Consider the following 17443-nt stretch of genomic DNA (forward strand, 5'->3'; position numbering starts at 1 on the left):
AAACTCGCCGCCAACTTCCTCAGCGCCATCTACCTCGCCGCCGCCGTCACTTGGTGGTTATGAGTCTCGACCCTAGGTCGTAAAGTCCGGCGGCACCCGAATGCGCGAAGGGAGGCGATAGCGCCCCACCCGCGGCGCAGACATTTCCAGGACCCCGCCGCCATATTCTTGCACATATCTCGCGCCGCGCCTGTCGCGACTTCTGGCAACATCACCACACCCCCGCTAGTCGGACGGCCACGCGCAGCTTTTGTAGCTTTTATGCGACACCACTTTTGGAAAATTACAGCCGCCCGCCCGAAAGCTGTGCAAAACCCCTTCCGCACGCATTGACAACGTTAGACAGCATGATAGCGTTAACATGCACGAGGGAATCGCCCTTGGCATGCAGCGATTAACCCGGCCGCGGCTTGCGGACATCGGGAGGAGGGGATTTATGAGGAATATCCGGAAACCGCGCACGCTCGCGCGTTCGGCATCGGCACTCGCCGTCGCCGTTTGTCTTTCGTTTCCCGTCGCAGCCTTTGCGCAGGAAGAAGAGGCGCAGGGCGAGGAAATCGTCGTCACCGGCATCCGCGCGAGCCTTGAGCGCTCGATGGACATCAAGCGCGAATCCACCGGCGTGGTCGATGCGATCTCCGCCGAGGACATGGGCAAGTTCCCCGACACCAACCTGGCGGAATCGCTCCAGCGCGTGCCGGGCGTCTCGATCAATCGCGTCAACGGCGAAGGATCGCAGGTCACCGTCCGCGGCTTCGGCCCGCAGTTCAACCTTGTGACCGTTAACGGGCGCCAGATGGCAACCTCGTTTGTCAACGCTGTCGGCGGCGACCAGTCGGTCGACTTCAGCCGCGCGACGAGCCGCTCGTTCGATTTCAACAACCTCGCTTCGGAAGGCGTCAGCCGGCTGGAGGTCTACAAGACCGGCCGCGCGGCGATCCCGTCGGGCGGGATCGGCGCCGCGATCAACATCGTGACGCAGCGCCCGCTGGACGTCAGCGGCGAGGGTCTGCGCGGCAGCGTGGGCGCCAAGGCGCTGTATGACCTCAGCAATTCGGACTTCAAGGTGGACCCGGAATTCTCCGGCGTCGCGACCTGGACGGACGAATCGAACACCTTCGGCATCTCGCTGTTCGGCGCCTATCAGAAGCGTGACAGCGCGGCGGCGAGCGCGACCTCCAACGATTGGAACATCACGCCCTTCTCGTCCTACCCGGGCAAGGGGCCGTCGACGGTGGTTACCGGCGCGCCTTCGAATCCGTCCACGCTGGTCGCGGTGCCGAACGACAGCCGCTACCACTTTTCGGAATCGGAGCGCGAGCGCATCAACGCATCGGCGACGGTGCAATTCCAGCCGATGGACACGCTGACCTTCACCGCCGACGCGATGTTCGCGCAGAACCGGATCAGCGAGCAGCGCACCGACCAGACCAACTGGTTCAACCGCCCGTTCGATCGCATCACCTTTGACAACAGCGATGCGGTGCCCACCGCCATCTATGTCGAGGAAGGCGCGGGCTACAGCACGAAGGACATGGGCTTCGAGCAGCAGTATCGCGCGACCAAGACCCAGCTTCAGTCCTATGGCCTGAACGCGGAGTGGGAGCTTGGCTCGAACTTCACGCTCACGCTGGACGGCAACCATTCGGAATCGAAGTCGACGCCGGACGCCCCGAACGGCACCAGCTCGACCCTGGTCGCGTTCGGCGCCCCGGTGGTGGACAAGCATGCGGTGGACTATTCCGGTCCGGTGCCGAACCAGATCTGGACGCTGAACGACAGCGTCCGCGGCAACAACAACGGCGTTCTGGATATCGGCGACCTGGGCACCCAGGTGCAGCGCACCAACGCATCCAGCCAGAGCCACCGCCTGAACCAGCTCAGCGGTAACATGGGCTGGGATTTCGGCGGCGGCAGCCGGCTGGACATCGGCTCCACCTACATCAACTCGAAGATGACGAGCGCCCGCATCCAGACCCAGCAGACGCTGGGCGACTGGGGCATCAACAATGTGGGCGACGTGAAGAACCTGGCCGGCAATCTGGTCACCCAGTTCTGCATGGGCTGCCAGTTCGACCATTATACCGTAACCGGCGCGGACATCGCGTTCCGCGGCAACGCCGTGGACCTCTACAACGCCTTCGCGCCGCATTACGCGGGCCTTGGCAACCCGATCAACGTCAGCGGCAACGACTTCGATCAGGTTACCGAGAAGATCTGGTCGGCCTATGCCCAGCTCACCTGGAAGGGCACGCTGATGGATCGCCCGGCCAGCGTGGTGGGCGGCGTCCGTTTCGAGAACACGAAGGTCACGTCCTTCTCGCGCGTCGCGCAGCCGGACCGGATCGAGTGGGACTCGGATAACGACTTCACCCGCGTGATCGGCAGCACGATCGCCGAAATCACCCGCAACGGCGAATACAACAACCTGCTGCCGTCGATCGATTTCCAGATCTCGCCGGTGGACGATGTCGTCGCGCGCGTTTCGTACAGCAAGACGATCGCCCGCGCCGATTATGGCAACCTGTTCGCTTCGCAGTCCGCGGGCGCGCCGAACCGCCCGACCGCGCTGGGCGGCGTGACCTCCGGCACCCAGGGCAACCCGGACCTGCTGCCGCTGGTTTCCGATAACTTCGACATCTCGCTCGAATGGTATTTCGACAAGTCGAGCTATGTGTCGGCGGGCTTCTTCTACAAGCAGGTGAAGAACTTCGTCGGCGTCGGCCAGGTGAACCAGAACCTGTTCGGCCTGCGGGACCCGAGCTCGGGTGCGGCTGGTTCGCGTTCGGGCGCGGCGCTCACCGCGATCAACGGCCTGGGCGCGGTGGTGAACGACGTCAGCCTGTTCACCATGACCGCGCTGATCGACGCCAACGGCGGCAGCGTGGCGGCGGCGACGGCGCAGTTCGCGGCCAACCTGGGCGTCAACGGCCAGCTCGACCAGGCATTCGTGGACACGGTGCTGGCGGCCCGCGACGTGATCGCGAACGCGAGCGATCCGCTGTTCGTCTTCCAGGTCTCGACGCCGATCAACAACCGCGAAGGCAACATCCACGGCTTCGAGCTGCAGGGCCAGTACTTCCTGGGCAACAGCGGCTTTGGCGTCTCGGGTTCGTTCACCAAGGTGTACGGCGACGTGACCGTCGACATCCTGTCGGATCCGGGCACCAACGTCTACGCGCTGGTGGGTCTGGCCGACAGCTTCAACATCACCGGCATCTACGACAAGGGCGGGATTTCGGCCCGGGTCGCCTACAACTGGCGCGACAAGTTCCTTGCGAACGTGAACCGCGGCGGCGGGCGCAGCCCGGAGTTTTTCGCGCCCTTCGGCACGCTGGACGCGAGCGTGAGCTGGGACATCACGGACCAGATCGCGGTCTCGTTCGAGGCGATCAATATCCTGAGCGAGCCGATCCGGTCCTATGGCCGCGACGAGAACCAGGTCTGGTTCGCGCAGGAGCAGAAGCCGCGCCTGTTCCTGGGGGCACGCTACCGCTTCTGATCGCGTTCCGGTCAATCAATAAGAGGGGGAAAGGCCGCTGCTTGCAGCGGCCTTTTTTCCCGGGGCATTGAGCCGGGGCGCCGCCTGTCCCATAGCTGTGCCCATAAGGAGAGAGTGGCCGCGCGCGGCCCTGCAACGATGGCAAACGAACTGCTCAACAACGTCGATCATCACGATCTGCGCGTCATCACGCGCCACGGCGCCGAACATGGCGACGGCATCAACCAGGTGATGGTCTTTCCCACCGAATTCGAAGGATTGCAGCGTGAATATCCCATCCTGTTCCGGCGGGATGGCGAAGGGGCGCTGCGCCCCGTCGCGCTGCTGGGCCTGGATCGCGACGAGAATCTGTTCCTGGACGGCGCGGGCGGATGGCGCGCGCGCCAGGTGCCGGTGCTGCAACAGCGCGGGCCGTTCAGCATCGCCGCTCCTTCCACGCCCGATGGCGAGCCGATGATCCGCATCGATACCGCCCACCCGCGCGTATCGCGCAGCGAGGGCGAGCCGCTGTTCCTGCCGCACGGCGGCAACACCCCCTATCTCGACCATATGAGCGCAGTGCTCCAGGCGATCTATATCGGCCATCACCTGCTGGCGCCGATGGCCGCCGCGTTCGAGCAGGCCGGGCTGCTGCGCCCCGTGAACCTGGAGGCGCGCGTGGGCGAGAGCGATATCTATACGGTGTCGGAGGTGTTCACGATCGATCGCGAGCGGCTGGCCGCGCTGGGCGGCGATGAGCTGGCGGCGCTGCACCGCGCGGGCTTCCTGCAAAGCGCCTTCCATGTCGTGGCGTCGCTGGCCAATTTCACCCGGCTGATCGAACTCAAGCAGGCGCGCACGGCGGGCTGACATGAACGAAGCGCCCCGCCCCGCCCCCGTAGAGGCGATTGCGTGGACCGGAGGCGCGCTGCCGCTGAGCGACCTGATGGAGGCGGCACGTCCGGTGCTGTTCAAGGGGTTCATGCGCGATTGGCCGCTGGTGCAGACGGGGCTCCGCTCCCCGGCCGAGGCCATTGCCTATCTCAAGCGCTTCGACGGCGGGCGCCCGGTGGTGGGCTTCACCGGCCCGCCCGGGATCGGCGGCCGATTCTTCTACGACGCGGGGCTCTCGGGACTGAACTTCGATGCCGCGCGCGTGCCGCTGGGGGATTTCCTCGATCGCATCGCCCGGCATCTGGACGATCCCGCGCCCCCCGCCTTCTACATCGGATCGACCGATCTCGATCTCTACCTGCCCGGCATCGCGGACGAGAACGGCATCGGAATCGACGCGCTGACCGGCCGCCCCCCCGTCAAGAGCATCTGGATCGGCAACCGCACCGTGGCGTCGACGCACCACGACATGTCGAACAACATCGCCTGCTGTGCGGCCGGGCGGCGTCGTTTCACGCTGTTCCCGCCCGATCAGGTCGCGAACCTCTATCCCGGCCCGCTGGAGCCCACGCCCGGCGGCCAGGTGGTGAGCATGGTGGACCTGCGCGCGCCCGACCTGGACCGCTATCCGCGCTTCGCCGAGGCGCTGGCGCATGCCCAGGTGGCGGAGATGGAGCCGGGCGACCTGCTATTCTATCCCGCGCTGTGGTGGCACAATGTCGAGGCGCTGGAGCCGTTCAACATCCTGGTCAACTATTGGTGGAACGACGTGCCCGCCTTCATGGATACGCCGCAGAACACGCTGCTCCACGCGCTGCTCAGCCTGCGCGACCGGCCGGAGCAGGAAAAGGCCGCCTGGCGCGCGATGTTCGACTATTATGTATTCGGCCCGGCGGAGATGCCCGCCGCGCACCTGCCCGCGCACGCGCAGGGCGCGCTGGGGCCGCTCGACGAGATGAAGGCACGGCGGCTGCGCGCGCAGTTGCTCCAGCGGCTCAACCGCTGAGCCGGAGGGGGACAGGATGACCAATCGTCCGGTGAAGCGCGTGGTGATCGCGGGCGGCGGCACGGCGGGCTGGCTGGCCGCGGCGGCGCTGGGCCGCCAGCTCGGCGCGCTGGTGGAGATCGTGCTGATCGAATCCGAAGAGATCGGCACGATCGGCGTGGGCGAATCCACCGTGCCCACCACGCGCACCTTCCACAGTATCGCCGGCATCGACGAGCGCGAGTTCGTCCGCGACAACCAGGCCAGCTTCAAGCTGGGCATCTCGTTCGAGAACTGGGCGCGGCCCGGTGACCGCTATTTCCACAGCTTCGGCACGCTGGGCCGCGCCACCTGGATGGCCGATTTCCAGCATTTCTGGCTGGAGGCCGCCGCGCAGGGGCTGGAATCCGGGATCGGCGAATATTGCCTTGAGCATCAGGCGGGGATCGCCGGGCGCTTCACCGGGGGCGAAGACGGGCCGCTCAACTATGCCTATCACCTCGATGCGTCGCGCTACGCCCGCTTCCTGCGCCGGCTGAGCGAGGCGGCGGGCGTGAAGCGCGTCGAAGGGCGGATCGAGCGCGTCGAACAGCATGGCGAAAGCGGCTTCGTGGAGGCGCTGGTGCTGGCATCGGGCGAGCGGATCGCGGGCGACCTGTTCCTCGATTGCACCGGCTTCCGCTCGCTGCTGCTGGGCGGCACGATGGGCGTGCCGTTCGACGATTGGTCGCACTGGCTGCCCACCGACAGCGCGCTTCCGGCCCAGACGCGCAGCGTGGGGCCGGCGGTGCCCTATACCCGCGCGATCGCGCATGATGCGGGCTGGCAATGGCGCATCCCGCTCCAGCACCGCGTCGGCAACGGCTTCGTCTATGCCAGCGCCTTCCTGAAGGACGAGGACCGCGCGCGCGAGGCGTTCCACACGGGCCTGGAGGGCGAGATACTGATCGAACCCCGCCTGATCCGGTTCAAGGCGGGCGCGCGCACGCGGACCTGGGAGAAGAACGTCTTCGCGCTGGGCCTGTCGGGCAGCTTCATCGAGCCGCTGGAATCGACCGCGATCCACCTGATCCAGGTCGCAGTGACGCGGCTGATGCAGAGCTTCCCCTTCGATGGATGCCACCCCGCGGCGATCGAACGCTACAACCGTCGCACGCGCGGCGAGCTGGAGAATATCCGCGACTTCATCATCCTCCACTATCACCAGACCGAGCGGGAGGATTCGGAGTTCTGGCGCTATGTCCGCCACATGCCGATCCCGGATTCGCTGGCGGAGCGCATCGCGCTGTTCGCCGAGGGTGCCGAGGCATGGCAGGGGCAGGACGAGCTGTTCCGCGTCGATAGCTGGGTCCAGGTGATGCTCGGCCAGCGGCTGCGTCCGCGCAGCCATAACCATGTCGCGCGGATGATGCCGCAGGGCCAGCTCCGCGCGGCGCTGGACGGGCTCAAGGCCAATGTCGGCCGCACCGTCGCCGCGCTGCCGCCGCACCAGCAATATCTCGACGCGCTCTGCGCCGGGGATTGAAGGCCTGGCGGCTCCGGCCCGCTCCTGCTCCCCTCCCCCCTCTCAGGTAGCGGGAATTATGTGTCGGCTTTCCCATTTAAACGCCCAAGGCCCGGACGCCGTTTCCCTGAGGCAGGTTGGGAAAGCGGCGTCCGGACCGGCCCGTCACCCGCGCCCGGTCATTCGTACCGGAGCGCGTTGACGGGGTTCTCGCGTGCGACCCGGACCGCGTGCGCGCCGATCGTGCCGATCGCGATCAGCAGCGCCAGCGCACCCGCGGCTACGAAGGGAGCCGGGCCAAGCGAGATCCGGGCATCGAAGCTGTTGAGCCAATCGCGCATCACCCACCAGGCGACCGGCCATGCGATCAGGTTGGCGATCACCACGGGCTTGGAGAACTGCCACACCAGCAGCCGCACGATATCCCACGTCCGCGCGCCCAGCACCTTGCGGATGCCGATCTCGCGCGTCCGCCGTTCCGCGGTGAAGGCGGCGAGCCCGAACAGGCCCAGGCAGGCAACGATCACCGCCAGCCCCGCGAAGCCGGCGAACAGCTTCGCGCGCGCGTCCTCAGACTTGTAGAGGTCCAGCATGATCTCATCGCTGAAGCGCGCGGCGAAGGGCACGTCGGGAACCAGCTTGCGCCACAGCGCCTCCACGCCCTGGCGCACGCGCGCCGGATCGCCTTCGAAGCGCACGATCATGTGCGTCATCGAACCCTCGCGCGTCTTGAAGAACAGCAGCGGATCGATCGATTCGCGGACCGAGCGGAAGCGCGAATCCTTCACCACGCCGATGATCGTCACCGGCACCAGCCCGTACTGGTCCTCCACCAGCCCGGCGCGCAGCGTCTTGCCGATCGCCTCCTGCGGCGTGGCATAGCCCAGCTTCTTCGCGGCCAGCGCGTTGATCACGATGTTCGCGCCGCGCGCCACCAGCGCCAGGTGCGCCGCTTCGGGCGTGGGATAGGGCACGGTCATATCGTCCATCTCGCGCCCGTCGAACCAGCGGCCGGCCACGAGTTGGAGCCCCATCGCGTCCTTGAAGCCGATATCGACGCCATAGTTGCCGATCGTCACCGGATCGGGGCGGCCGGGGACGAGCAGCCCGGTGTTGCTGTTGTTGAAGGTGGCCACGCCGATGCCGGTGCGCCCCACCGCCTTCACGCCGGGCAGGCGCGCGGTCTGCGCCACGATCGTCTCGCCCTTGCCATAGGCCTGGCGCCGGCTCATCTCCTCCACCTGCAGGATGTGGTCGCGCTGATAGCCGGGATCTGCGGTGCGCGCGTAGACGGTCTGCGCATAGACCACGCCGGTGCAGATGATCAGCGCGATCGAGACGGCGAACTGGCCCACCACCAGCACGCTGCGCAACAGCCCCGTCCCCGCGGCCTCGGCGGCGGACTTGTTCGCCTTCAGCACCGCGGCCGGCTGGAAGCGCGATAGGAAGAAGGCCGGATAGAGGCCGCTGAGCACCCCCACCGCCAGCATCAGCCCCAGCACGGGCAGCAGGATGCCCCCCTCGCCCAGATAGCGCACCGGGATATCGGCATCCAGGAACGCGGCCAGCGGCGGCATCAGCAGCTCCACCATCGCCAGCGCGATCACCATCGCGATCGCCGATATCAGCACCGCTTCGCCGATGAACTGCAGGATTAGCTGCCGCCGCGTCGCGCCCAGCACCTTGCGCAGCGCCACCTCGCGCGCGCGCTGGCTGGCGCGGGCGGTGGCCAGGTTGGTGAAGTTGACGATCGCCATGCCCAGGATCAGCAGCGCGATCACCGCGAAGGTGACGATCGTGGCGCGATCGTTGCCGGGCGTCATCGCCCCGCCCTGCCCCGTGCCCAGATGCACGTCGCGGACATTGACCAGGTGCCAGTCCTGCTGATCGCCCATGTTGAAGCGCGCCTCGCCCGCAGTCTGATCGGGGATGTTGCGCTTCTCCCACGCGGGAAGCTGCGCCTCGATCGCGGCGGGATCGGTGCCGGGCTTCAGCCGCACCCAGATCCAGCCGCTCTGGCATCCCCAGCAGTTGAGCGCCTCCGGCTGATCGGCGAAATATTCGTTGATGTCGATCCGCGCGACCGTGTTGAGCTTCAGGTGCGAGTTCTTCGGCAGGTCCGCGAGCACGGCGTTGATGCGGAAATCGCGCGTCTGGCCGCGGCTGACCACGGTGAAGCTGCGGCCCAGCACGTCATCGGTGCCATAGCGGCGCAGCGCCTCGCTGCGCGTGACCGCGGCCGATCCCGGCGCCTTCAGCGCATCCGCCGATCCACGCACCAGCGGCAGTTGCAGCACCTGGAGCAGATCGCCCGAAGTGTAGAGGAAATCCTCCAGCGTCTCGACCCCGCCGTCGCGCTGGAGCACGGGCGCGCTGCCCATCGCATAGACCCAGCTTTCGATCTGCGGGAAATCCTTCTGCAGCGCCGCGCCGGTGACATAGGGCGTCATCTGCAGCTCGGGATCGCTGCCCGTGCTCGTCTCCGGCTTGTACCAGGACTGGACCTGATAGGTGTTCGCGGCGTCCGGCAGCCATTTGTCGTAGCTGAACTCGTATCGCACGAAGAGCAGGATCATCAGGCAGGCGGCCATGCCGATCGCCAGCCCCAGGATGTTGATCACGGCATAGGTGCGGTTCTTCATCAGCGCCCGCACGCCCACCGTCAGATAATTGCGCCACATGGCTCGATGCTCCCTGGACCTGTTGCGCTCACGCCGCCCGGCGCCGTTCCTGCAGGATGCGGCCGTCCAGCATGTGGACGGCGCGGCCGGCATAATCGGCGTGCGCGGGCGAATGGGTGACCATGACGATGGTCGATCCTTCGGCGTTGAGCTGCTGGAGCATGCGCATCACCTCCTCGCCATGCTGGGTGTCCAGGTTGCCGGTGGGCTCGTCGGCCAGGATCAGCCGCGGCTCCGCCACCAGCGCGCGGGCCACCGCCACGCGCTGCTGCTGGCCGCCCGAAAGCTGGCTGGGCCGGTGCTTCGCGCGATGGGCGATGCCGACGCGGTCCATCACCGCATCGGTGCGCGCGCGGCGATCGGCGGCGGAGACGGGATGATAGAGCAGCGCCAGCTCGATATTCTCGCGCACCGTCAGCTCGTCGACCAGGTTGAAGCTCTGGAAGATGAAGCCGATGTTGGCCTTGCGCGTTTCCGAAAGCCGCCCCTCGGAAAGCCCGGCGACTTCCTTCCCGTCGAACAGATAGGACCCGCTGGTCGGGCTATCGAGCATGCCGATCAGGTTGAGCAGCGTCGATTTGCCGCATCCCGAAGGACCCATGATCGCCACGAACTCGCCCTGGGCGATATCCAGGTCGATCGCGTCGATCGCGGTCGTCTCCACCGTCTCGGTGCGGTAGACCCGCGAGAGATTGCGCATCTGGAGCATCTGTCTTCCTTTCACTGGGACCGGAGGTCCAGCCGGTCCTTGTCGGCGAAGCCGGTATAGGGGCTGGTGATCACGCGCTCGCCGGGATCGAGCCCTTCGAGCACCTCGACATAATCGGCGTTGCGGCGGCCGAGCCGTACCTTGCGCTTCACCGCGCTGCGCCCGTCGGGGGAGACGACGAACACCCAGGCGCCGCCCGTTTCGCTGTAGAAGGCGCCGTTGGGGATCAGCCGCGCGGGCGCGGGATCGCCCAGCGTCAGCTTCGCCTGCAGCGTCTGGCCGCGCTGGATATCGGCGGGCTCGGCGCCGGTGAAGATCAGGTCCACCTCGAACTGGCCGTTCTGCACCTGGGGCGAGATCTTGCTGATCTTCGCCTCATAGCGCTTGCCGCCATATTCGATCGCCGCCTTCTGGCCGAGCTGGACACGGCCCAGGTAGAATTCGTCCACCCCGGCGATCAGCTTGTTGCGCCCCGGGCTGTCGATCTGGCCGATGCGCTCGCCGCGCTGGAGCGACTGGCCGATCTGGATCGCGAAGCCGGAGAGCGTGCCCGAAACCGGCGCGCGCAGCCGCAGCGCCTCCAGGTTCGTGCGGGCGATGTCCAGCCCCGAACGCATGGATTGCGCCGCCTGCTGGAGCTGGGCGAGCTGCCCGCCCTGGAGCCGCGCGTCGGTCGCCTGGCCGCGCTTCAGCACCGCCAGCCGGCGCTTCTGATATTCATATTCGTCGCGCGTGTCGGCGAAGGTCTTGGCGGGGACGAAGCCGCGCTCGGCCAGCGGGCGTTCGCGCTCATATTGGCGGCGCGCCTTTTCCAGCGCCAGTTCCGCCTCCAGCACCGAACGTTCGTTGGCAAGCTGGGTCTGCGACAGCGCCAGTTCCTGGCTGCGCATGTTGTTGATCTGCTGCTCCACCTCGGTCTGGCGCGCGAGGGTGGAAAGCTGGAGCTCGGCGTTGGAAAGCACCGCGATCGGCTGGCCCTTCTCCACCGTGGCGCCGTCCTCGACCAGCATCTCCTCGACGCGCCCGCCCTCGACCGCGTCGATATAGACGGTGAGCAGCGGCGTAACGCGCGCGCGCAACGGGATATAGTCGTCGAACGTCCCGCGCGAGACGGTGGAGACCGTCAGCCGCGATGCCTCCACCGTCTGGCTGCCGCCGCGCGGGGCATAGGCCAGGAACAGGCCGGCCAGCGCCGCGATCGCCGCCACGCCGGCCGCGATCTTCCAGCGCAGCGCCAGGCCGCGCGGGGCCACCACACGATCCATGCCGCTGCCGCTCACCGCGGCGGGCTCTTCCGTGCGTCCGATCATCCGCAGCACGCTCACCGCAGCAGCCCGCAACCGTCCGATTTCGAACACTCCTGTCCGAATTCGAACACGATCTTGGCCAGCGACGATTTGAGCTGGAAGGACACGCCCTGATCGTTGACCGCCAGCCGGAGCCCCACCGGCCCCGACTGGATCACGGCATATGCGAGGACGCAGAGCAGGATCAGCAGCATGCTCTTCGTCATCTCCCTTCTGTCCATCTCTACCTCCCTGGCCTTGGCATCTGCGGCCGCCGGAAGGTTCAGCAAGCGGCGTGCCAACCGGGCCTGGGCGCCGTTTTCCCTCTTGCGAACGGCGCGCGGCGCGGGCGCCGCCGGACTGGCACGCAAATTGATTGTCCGGTTTCGCACAGTCGCTGTACGGAGACGGACATGAGCGGGCCTGAGTTCGATCTTTGCGTGATCGTCGACGACGACGAGGACATCCTGCTCGCCGCGCGGCTACTGCTCCGTTCGCTGTTCGCGGAGGTGGTGACGGCCAAGGCGCCCGAGGAGGCCGTGGCGTCCTTTGCCGGGCGCGTGCCGGACGTGGTGCTGCTCGACGCGAACTTCGCCCGCGGCGCCACCGACGCGCGCGAGGGGCTGGCCTGGCTGGACCGGCTGCTGGCGATCGATCCGGACATGGTGGTGGTGATGATCACCGCGCACGCCGGGGTGAATGTGGCGGTGGAGGCGATGAAGCACGGCGCCACCGATTTCGTCTCCAAGCCCTGGGCCAACGAACGGCTGCTCGCCACCGTCCGCACCGCCGCCGCGCTGCGCCGCTCGCGCCGCGACGTGGCGACCGAGCGCGCCAAGCTGGCCGTGGCCAGCGCCGCCCCGGGCGAGACGCCGCTGCTCGGCCGATCGCCCGCGATGGCGCGCGTCCATTCGCTGATCGAGCGCGCCGGCCCCACCGATGCGAACGTGCTGATCCTGGGCGAGAACGGCACGGGCAAGGAGCTGGTGGCGCGCGCGCTGCACCGCCATTCGCTGCGCGCGGAAAAGGCGATGCTGACCGTCGATCTGGGCGCGATCGCCACGGAGCTGATCGATTCCGAGCTGTTCGGCCATGTGAAGGGCGCCTTCACCGACGCGCGCGCCGATCGCGTGGGGCGCGTGCAGGCGGCGGATGGCGGCACGCTGTTCCTCGACGAGGTCGGCAACCTGCCGCTCCACCTCCAGCCCAAGCTGCTGACCGTGCTGGAGCAGCGCAGGGTGACCCCGGTGGGCGCCAACAAGCCCGTGCCGGTGGACATCCGCGTGATCGCCGCGACCAACATGAGCCAGGAGCTGCTCAACGACGAACGCCAGTTCCGCCAGGACCTGCTGTTCCGCCTGAACACGGTGGAGATCCTGCTGCCGCCGCTGCGCGAACGGCGCGAGGACATCGCGGAGCTGGTCCATCATTTCCTGGAAATCTACGCGCGACGCTACAACCGGTCCGTGCCCGCTGTCTCGCCGGGGGCGCTCGCGGCGCTGGTGGCGCACGACTGGCCGGGCAACGTCCGCGCGCTGCGCCATGCGGTGGAGCGCGCGGTGATCCTGGGCCGCGGCGCCATGCTGGAGGCGGACGACTTCACCCTCGCCGCACCCGCCGCCGCCCGGGTTGCGCGAGAGGCGGTGGTGACGCCCGGCGACACCGACGACCTCAACCTGGACCGCGTCGAGCGGCGGCTGGTGGAGGCCGCGCTGAAGAAGCACGGCTACAATATCTCGCTCGCCGCCAACGAGCTGGGTCTGTCGCGCGCCGCGCTCTATCGCCGCATGGAAAAACATGGGCTTTGATCGCAACTTCACGCTCGGCCTGCTGTGGCGGCTGGCGCTGCTTCAGCTCCTGCTGGTGCTGTTCGCCTGGGCGGTGGTGACGCCGGGGCTGGGGGCCGTGCGGATCGCCGCAGCCGCGCTGGCGGCGGGCGCGGGATGGCTGCTGTGGCGCCACGTCTATCGCACCAACCTGGAGGTGGCGCAGTTCGTCGAGGCGCTGGAACATGGCGACACCCAAGTTCATTTCGATCGCGGCGCGGGATCGGGATTCGGCCGGATCGGCGCCGCGTTCGAAGGCGCGATCCGGCGGCTGCGCGAGGAGCGCCGCGCCGCCGGCGACGAGCGCAACTTCCTGGAAGCGCTGGTCAACGACGTCCCCGTCGCGCTGCTGACCGTAACCGGCGAGGGGCGGATCGAACTGGCCAACAAGGCGGCGCGCAGGCTGTTCACCGAACATGACGGCGTGCGGGCGCAGGATTTCGCGGTCTATGGCGCCACCTTCGCCAACCGGCTGGAGCTGGACGCCCCCGTGCGCGAGGAGGTGCTGATCCTGAACCTGGGCGGGCGGGCCAAGCGGGCGATCGTGCGCTCCGCCGCGCTGACCCGGCTGGGCGAGCGCGCGCGCGTGGTGATCGTCCAGCCGGTGCAGGAAACGCTCAACGCGGTCGAGATGGCGGCGCAGACCGATCTGGTGCGCGTGCTGACGCATGAGATCCTCAACTCGCTCACCCCCGTCACCTCGCTCGCGGCGACGGCGAACACGCTGCTGGCGCAGGTGGACGATCTGGCGGCGGACGGCGGGCGCATCGCCGACGCGCGGCTGGCGGTGAGCACGCTGGAGCGCCGCGCGGAGGGGCTGGCGCGCTTCATCAACAGCTATCGCAAGGTCGCGAGCGAGCCGCGCATCGACCGCCGCCGGTTCGAGGCCGCGCCCTTCGCCGCAGAGATGGCGCGGCTGTTCGCGGCGGAGTTCCCCGGCGTGGCGCTCGACGTGACGCTGCGGCCCGAAGGCTTCCTGGTCGATGCCGATCCCGACCTGATGGCGCAGGCGCTGCTCAACCTGCTGCGCAATGCCGCGGAGGCGGCCGCCGCGCACGCCCCCGCCCCGCGCGTGGCGCTTACACTGGCGCGGATGGCGAACGGCGAGACGCTGGTTGCGGTGGAGGACAACGGCCCCGGCGTGCCCGCGGACCTGCGCCGCGACATCTTCCTCCCCTTCTTCACCACCCGAGCGAAGGGCACCGGCGTCGGCCTGAACCTGGTCCGCCAGATCGCCGTGGCCCATGGCGGCGCGGTGGAGGTGAAGGATGCGGAGGCCGGCGGGGCGCGGTTCGAGCTGCTGGTGTAGCGGGCTGGGGCCGGTTCCGCCGCTGGCGGACAGACTCTAACGCGCCACCGCTCCCTTCAGCGCAGCCGCCACCGCGTCGCGCATCGGCTTGGGGCGATATTCGTCGTCATAGGGCAACGGCCGCTTGAGCGCGCCATCGGCACGCGGGGTCAGGCCGCGCAGCCAGCTATATCTGTCGACGATCCCCCAGAACAATATGTCGCGCAGCGCCGGATAGCCGCACAGGATATCGAGCCACGCCTTGCACAGATCGGCGCACGCCCGGTCACGCGAAGCGATGTCGGCGGGCAGCCGCTTGTCGCCCACGTCCAGCTCGGTGACGTGCAGCCGGTATCCCATGCCCGTCACCGCATCCAGGAACGCGCGCCACGCCTTCTCGTCATAGACGCCGAAGGGCGATTCCCGGTCGCTGTGCGGATCGCCGATGTGGCTCTGTATGCCCAGCGCATCCACCGGCACGCCGCGCTTGCGGAAGCCCTCCAGCAGCCGCAGCACCGCGGCACGGTGCAGCTCGTCGCCGCGCGCCCAGCTCATATAGTCGTTGTAGACCAGCTCGGCGTGCGGCGCCGCCTCCCTGGCGGTGTGGAAGGCCAGGTCGATCGCCTCGATCTTGCCGATCGCGCCGAAGGGGTGGTCGCGCAGTTCGCCGGTCTTGTGGTCAATGGCCTCGTTGACCACGTCCCAGCTTTGCACGCGCGTTCCGAAATGCGCGCAGGTGCGGCGGATATGCCCGGCCAGCATCTTCGCGGCGGCGGCGCCCGGCTGCGGGCCGAAGTCATATTCCCTGAGCCATTTCACGCTATAGTCGGGGTGCGCCCACAGCAGCGTGTGGCCGCGCACGCCCATCGCGTTCGCCTCCGCGAAATCGACGATGCGGTCCGCCCCCGCGAACTGCCACTCGTCCGGACTGTGCGGATGGATGGCGTAATGTTTCATCTCGTTCGTCGCGACCAGGACGCCGCATTCATAGGCCATCACCGCGCAATAGCGGGCGTCGTCGAGCGCGGCGCGCGGGTGCGGCGGCGGGGGTGCGGAGATGGCGGAGCCGAAGCGCAGCCCCTTCGCCCGCGCCAGCACGTCCAGCGAGGGGCCGATCGCCTCGCCCGCCCAGGCCGGGATGGCGGCCGCAGCCGCGCCGCCCGCGACCATGCCGAGCGCCGCGCGCCGGGTGACCATCAGAAGACCTCCCGCCCGGCGCGCTCGATGCTGCGGTCGGGCCGCCCCGCGGCGCCGAAGCTGCGGAACCGCTCGACCTGGTTGAGCGCGAAGGCGGGCGCTCCGCCGGGCACGCGCACGCGGAAGAAATCGGCGTCGTGAACGTCCTGGAGCCAGAATGCCGGGCGCGGATCGGGCGCGGCGGTCTCCACCTCGACATTGCTCATCTCCAGCCCGCGCAGGTGCCGCGCGAAGAATCCGGTGGCGGGCAGATCGCCGAACATCGGCGCCTCAGGATAGCCCAGCTCGTTCTCCGGCGGCATCAGCGCCGCCATCGCGGCCGGCGCCCCGCCTACATGGTGGAGGTGGATGTCGCTGAACTTCACATCCTCGATCGGCCGTTCGGTGAGCCCCGCCAGCACCGAGGGGAGCAGGTTCGCGCCCGAGCTGACGACGTTGGTGATCGAAATGCGCTTCATCGTGCCGATCGCCGCGCCCTTCGGTCCGCGCATGCGTTTGCCCAGCCGCAGGAAGAAGGGGGCGTTGACGATCCCGCGCATCGTGAGGTTGGAGACGGTGATGTCCTCCACCACGCCGCCATCCACGGTCTGGAACGCAAGGCCGCGGCTGTCCTCGAACGTGCAGTTGGTGATGGTGATGTTGCGGAACCCGCCGTTGGTCTCGGTGCCGAACTTGATGCGGCCGTGGATGGTCGGCGCGAACTCCGGCGGCATCTTCTTCCAGGTGCCGTCGAGCACCGATCCGACCTGATAGTTCCCCAGCACCACGCAATTGGCGATGGTGATGTTCTCCGTCACGCGCGGATAGCCCAGCGCGAAGCTGCTCTTGGGGCAGATCGCGTCGTCATAGGGCGAGTTGACGGTGCAGTTGGATACGCGGACGTTGCGGCAGCAATCGATGTCGAACCCGTCGCGGTTGGTGTCCACCAGCAGGTTGTCCAGGATCATGTTGTCCACGCCGGTGGCCAGCAGCGCGAACCAGCCGCCCTCCAGGATCTTGAAATCCTGAAGGATCACGTTGCGGCAGTTCTTCAACGCGATCGCCTTGTTGCCGGTGCCGGGGCCGTTGGGGTCCTTCAGCCAATTGTCCTTGCCGTCGCCGCGGCCCAGGCCCTTGCCCCAGATCAGCCCCTGCCCCTCGATCGCGATGTCGTGCAGCCCCTCGCCCCAGATCAGGCTGTTCCGCCAGTGGCTGTGGCCGAAATCCTGATAGGTGGCGATCACCGGGTCCATCGGCTCGGCGATGTCATATCCGCCGCGCCCGTCCTCCGGCGCGGGGGCGGCCAGGATGGTGGCACCGTTGTCTATGTGCAGCGTCACGCGGCTCTTCAGCCGGATCGTGTAACAGGCATAGGTTCCGGCCGGGAACCACACCGTCCCGCCGCCGTGCGCCGCGGCATGATCGATCGCCTTGTTGATCGCGGGGGTGTCGATCGCCTTGCCGTCGCCCCGGGCGCCGAAATCGCGGACGTTGACCCAGCCCTGGGCCAGCCGGCGCGCGTGCGCGGGCAGGATCAGGCCGGAAGCGGCGAGCCCGGCGGTTCCGCCAAGCAGCAGGGTACGGCGATCGAACACATCCACTCTCCCGTCTCT

12 protein-coding genes are annotated in these 17443 nt (G+C 67.9%); 6 read left to right on the top strand and 6 right to left on the bottom strand.

From position 1 onward, the window contains the following. Positions 1 to 436 precede the first annotated feature (436 nt). From OM513_RS16740 to OM513_RS16755, 4 genes are all read left to right on the top strand, one after another. Complete coding sequence (locus tag OM513_RS16740; protein WP_264945797.1) at positions 437 to 3502, top strand: TonB-dependent receptor; 3066 nt, start codon at positions 437 to 439, stop codon at positions 3500 to 3502. Between the two features lie 138 nt (positions 3503 to 3640). Continuing rightward, entirely contained in the window at positions 3641 to 4351 is a 711-nt protein-coding gene (locus OM513_RS16745; protein ID WP_264945798.1) for a SapC family protein, read from the top strand. A gap of 1 nt (position 4352) precedes the next feature. After that, a complete protein-coding gene (locus OM513_RS16750) occupies positions 4353 to 5381 on the top strand; it encodes a cupin-like domain-containing protein (RefSeq protein ID WP_380916363.1) in 1029 nt (342 codons plus the stop codon). A gap of 16 nt (positions 5382 to 5397) precedes the next feature. Next, positions 5398 to 6885: a tryptophan halogenase family protein gene (locus tag OM513_RS16755; RefSeq protein WP_264945799.1), complete on the top strand. Its 1488-nt coding sequence runs from the start codon at positions 5398 to 5400 to the stop codon at positions 6883 to 6885. A 158-nt stretch (positions 6886 to 7043) separates the two neighbouring features. Here OM513_RS16755 and OM513_RS16760 read toward each other — a convergent pair whose 3' ends face one another. From OM513_RS16760 to OM513_RS16775, 4 genes are read right to left on the bottom strand one after another with little or no spacing between them, the layout of a single operon-like run. Continuing rightward, positions 7044 to 9545: an ABC transporter permease gene (locus OM513_RS16760; RefSeq protein ID WP_264945800.1), complete on the bottom strand. Its 2502-nt coding sequence runs from the start codon at positions 9543 to 9545 to the stop codon at positions 7044 to 7046. A 28-nt stretch (positions 9546 to 9573) separates the two neighbouring features. Further along, positions 9574 to 10254, bottom strand: a complete 681-nt coding sequence (locus OM513_RS16765; RefSeq protein WP_264945802.1) for an ABC transporter ATP-binding protein — start codon at positions 10252 to 10254, stop codon at positions 9574 to 9576. 11 nt (positions 10255 to 10265) lie between these two features. Further along, positions 10266 to 11564, bottom strand: coding sequence for an efflux RND transporter periplasmic adaptor subunit (locus OM513_RS16770; protein WP_264945804.1), 1299 nt, complete (start codon positions 11562 to 11564; stop codon positions 10266 to 10268). A gap of 11 nt (positions 11565 to 11575) precedes the next feature. Beyond that, complete coding sequence (locus OM513_RS16775) at positions 11576 to 11782, bottom strand: hypothetical protein (RefSeq protein ID WP_264945805.1); 207 nt, start codon at positions 11780 to 11782, stop codon at positions 11576 to 11578. Positions 11783 to 11953: 171 nt separating this feature from the next. Here OM513_RS16775 and OM513_RS16780 point away from each other — a divergent pair, with 171 nt between their 5' ends. Both OM513_RS16780 and OM513_RS16785 read left to right on the top strand, forming a co-directional pair. Then, on the top strand, positions 11954 to 13348 hold the full coding sequence (locus tag OM513_RS16780; protein ID WP_264945807.1) for a sigma-54-dependent transcriptional regulator: 1395 nt from the start codon (positions 11954 to 11956) through the stop codon (positions 13346 to 13348). Continuing rightward, positions 13338 to 14675 (top strand): sensor histidine kinase, encoded by a 1338-nt coding sequence (locus OM513_RS16785; RefSeq protein WP_264945808.1) that lies wholly within the window; start codon positions 13338 to 13340, stop codon positions 14673 to 14675. The genes OM513_RS16780 and OM513_RS16785 overlap by 11 nt, the downstream gene beginning before the upstream one ends. Positions 14676 to 14711: 36 nt before the next feature. On the opposite strand, the gene OM513_RS16790 is transcribed toward OM513_RS16785, so the two are convergent. Further along, on the bottom strand, positions 14712 to 15851 hold the full coding sequence (locus OM513_RS16790) for an endo-1,4-beta-xylanase (protein ID WP_264945810.1): 1140 nt from the start codon (positions 15849 to 15851) through the stop codon (positions 14712 to 14714). Further along, on the bottom strand, positions 15851 to 17431 hold the full coding sequence (locus OM513_RS16795) for a rhamnogalacturonidase (protein WP_264945812.1): 1581 nt from the start codon (positions 17429 to 17431) through the stop codon (positions 15851 to 15853). The genes OM513_RS16790 and OM513_RS16795 overlap by 1 nt, the downstream gene beginning before the upstream one ends. Positions 17432 to 17443: the final 12 nt, after the last annotated feature.

It is taken from the genome of Sphingomonas canadensis (genome assembly GCF_026013525.1).
Classification (GTDB): Bacteria; Pseudomonadota; Alphaproteobacteria; order Sphingomonadales; family Sphingomonadaceae; genus Sphingomonas; species Sphingomonas canadensis.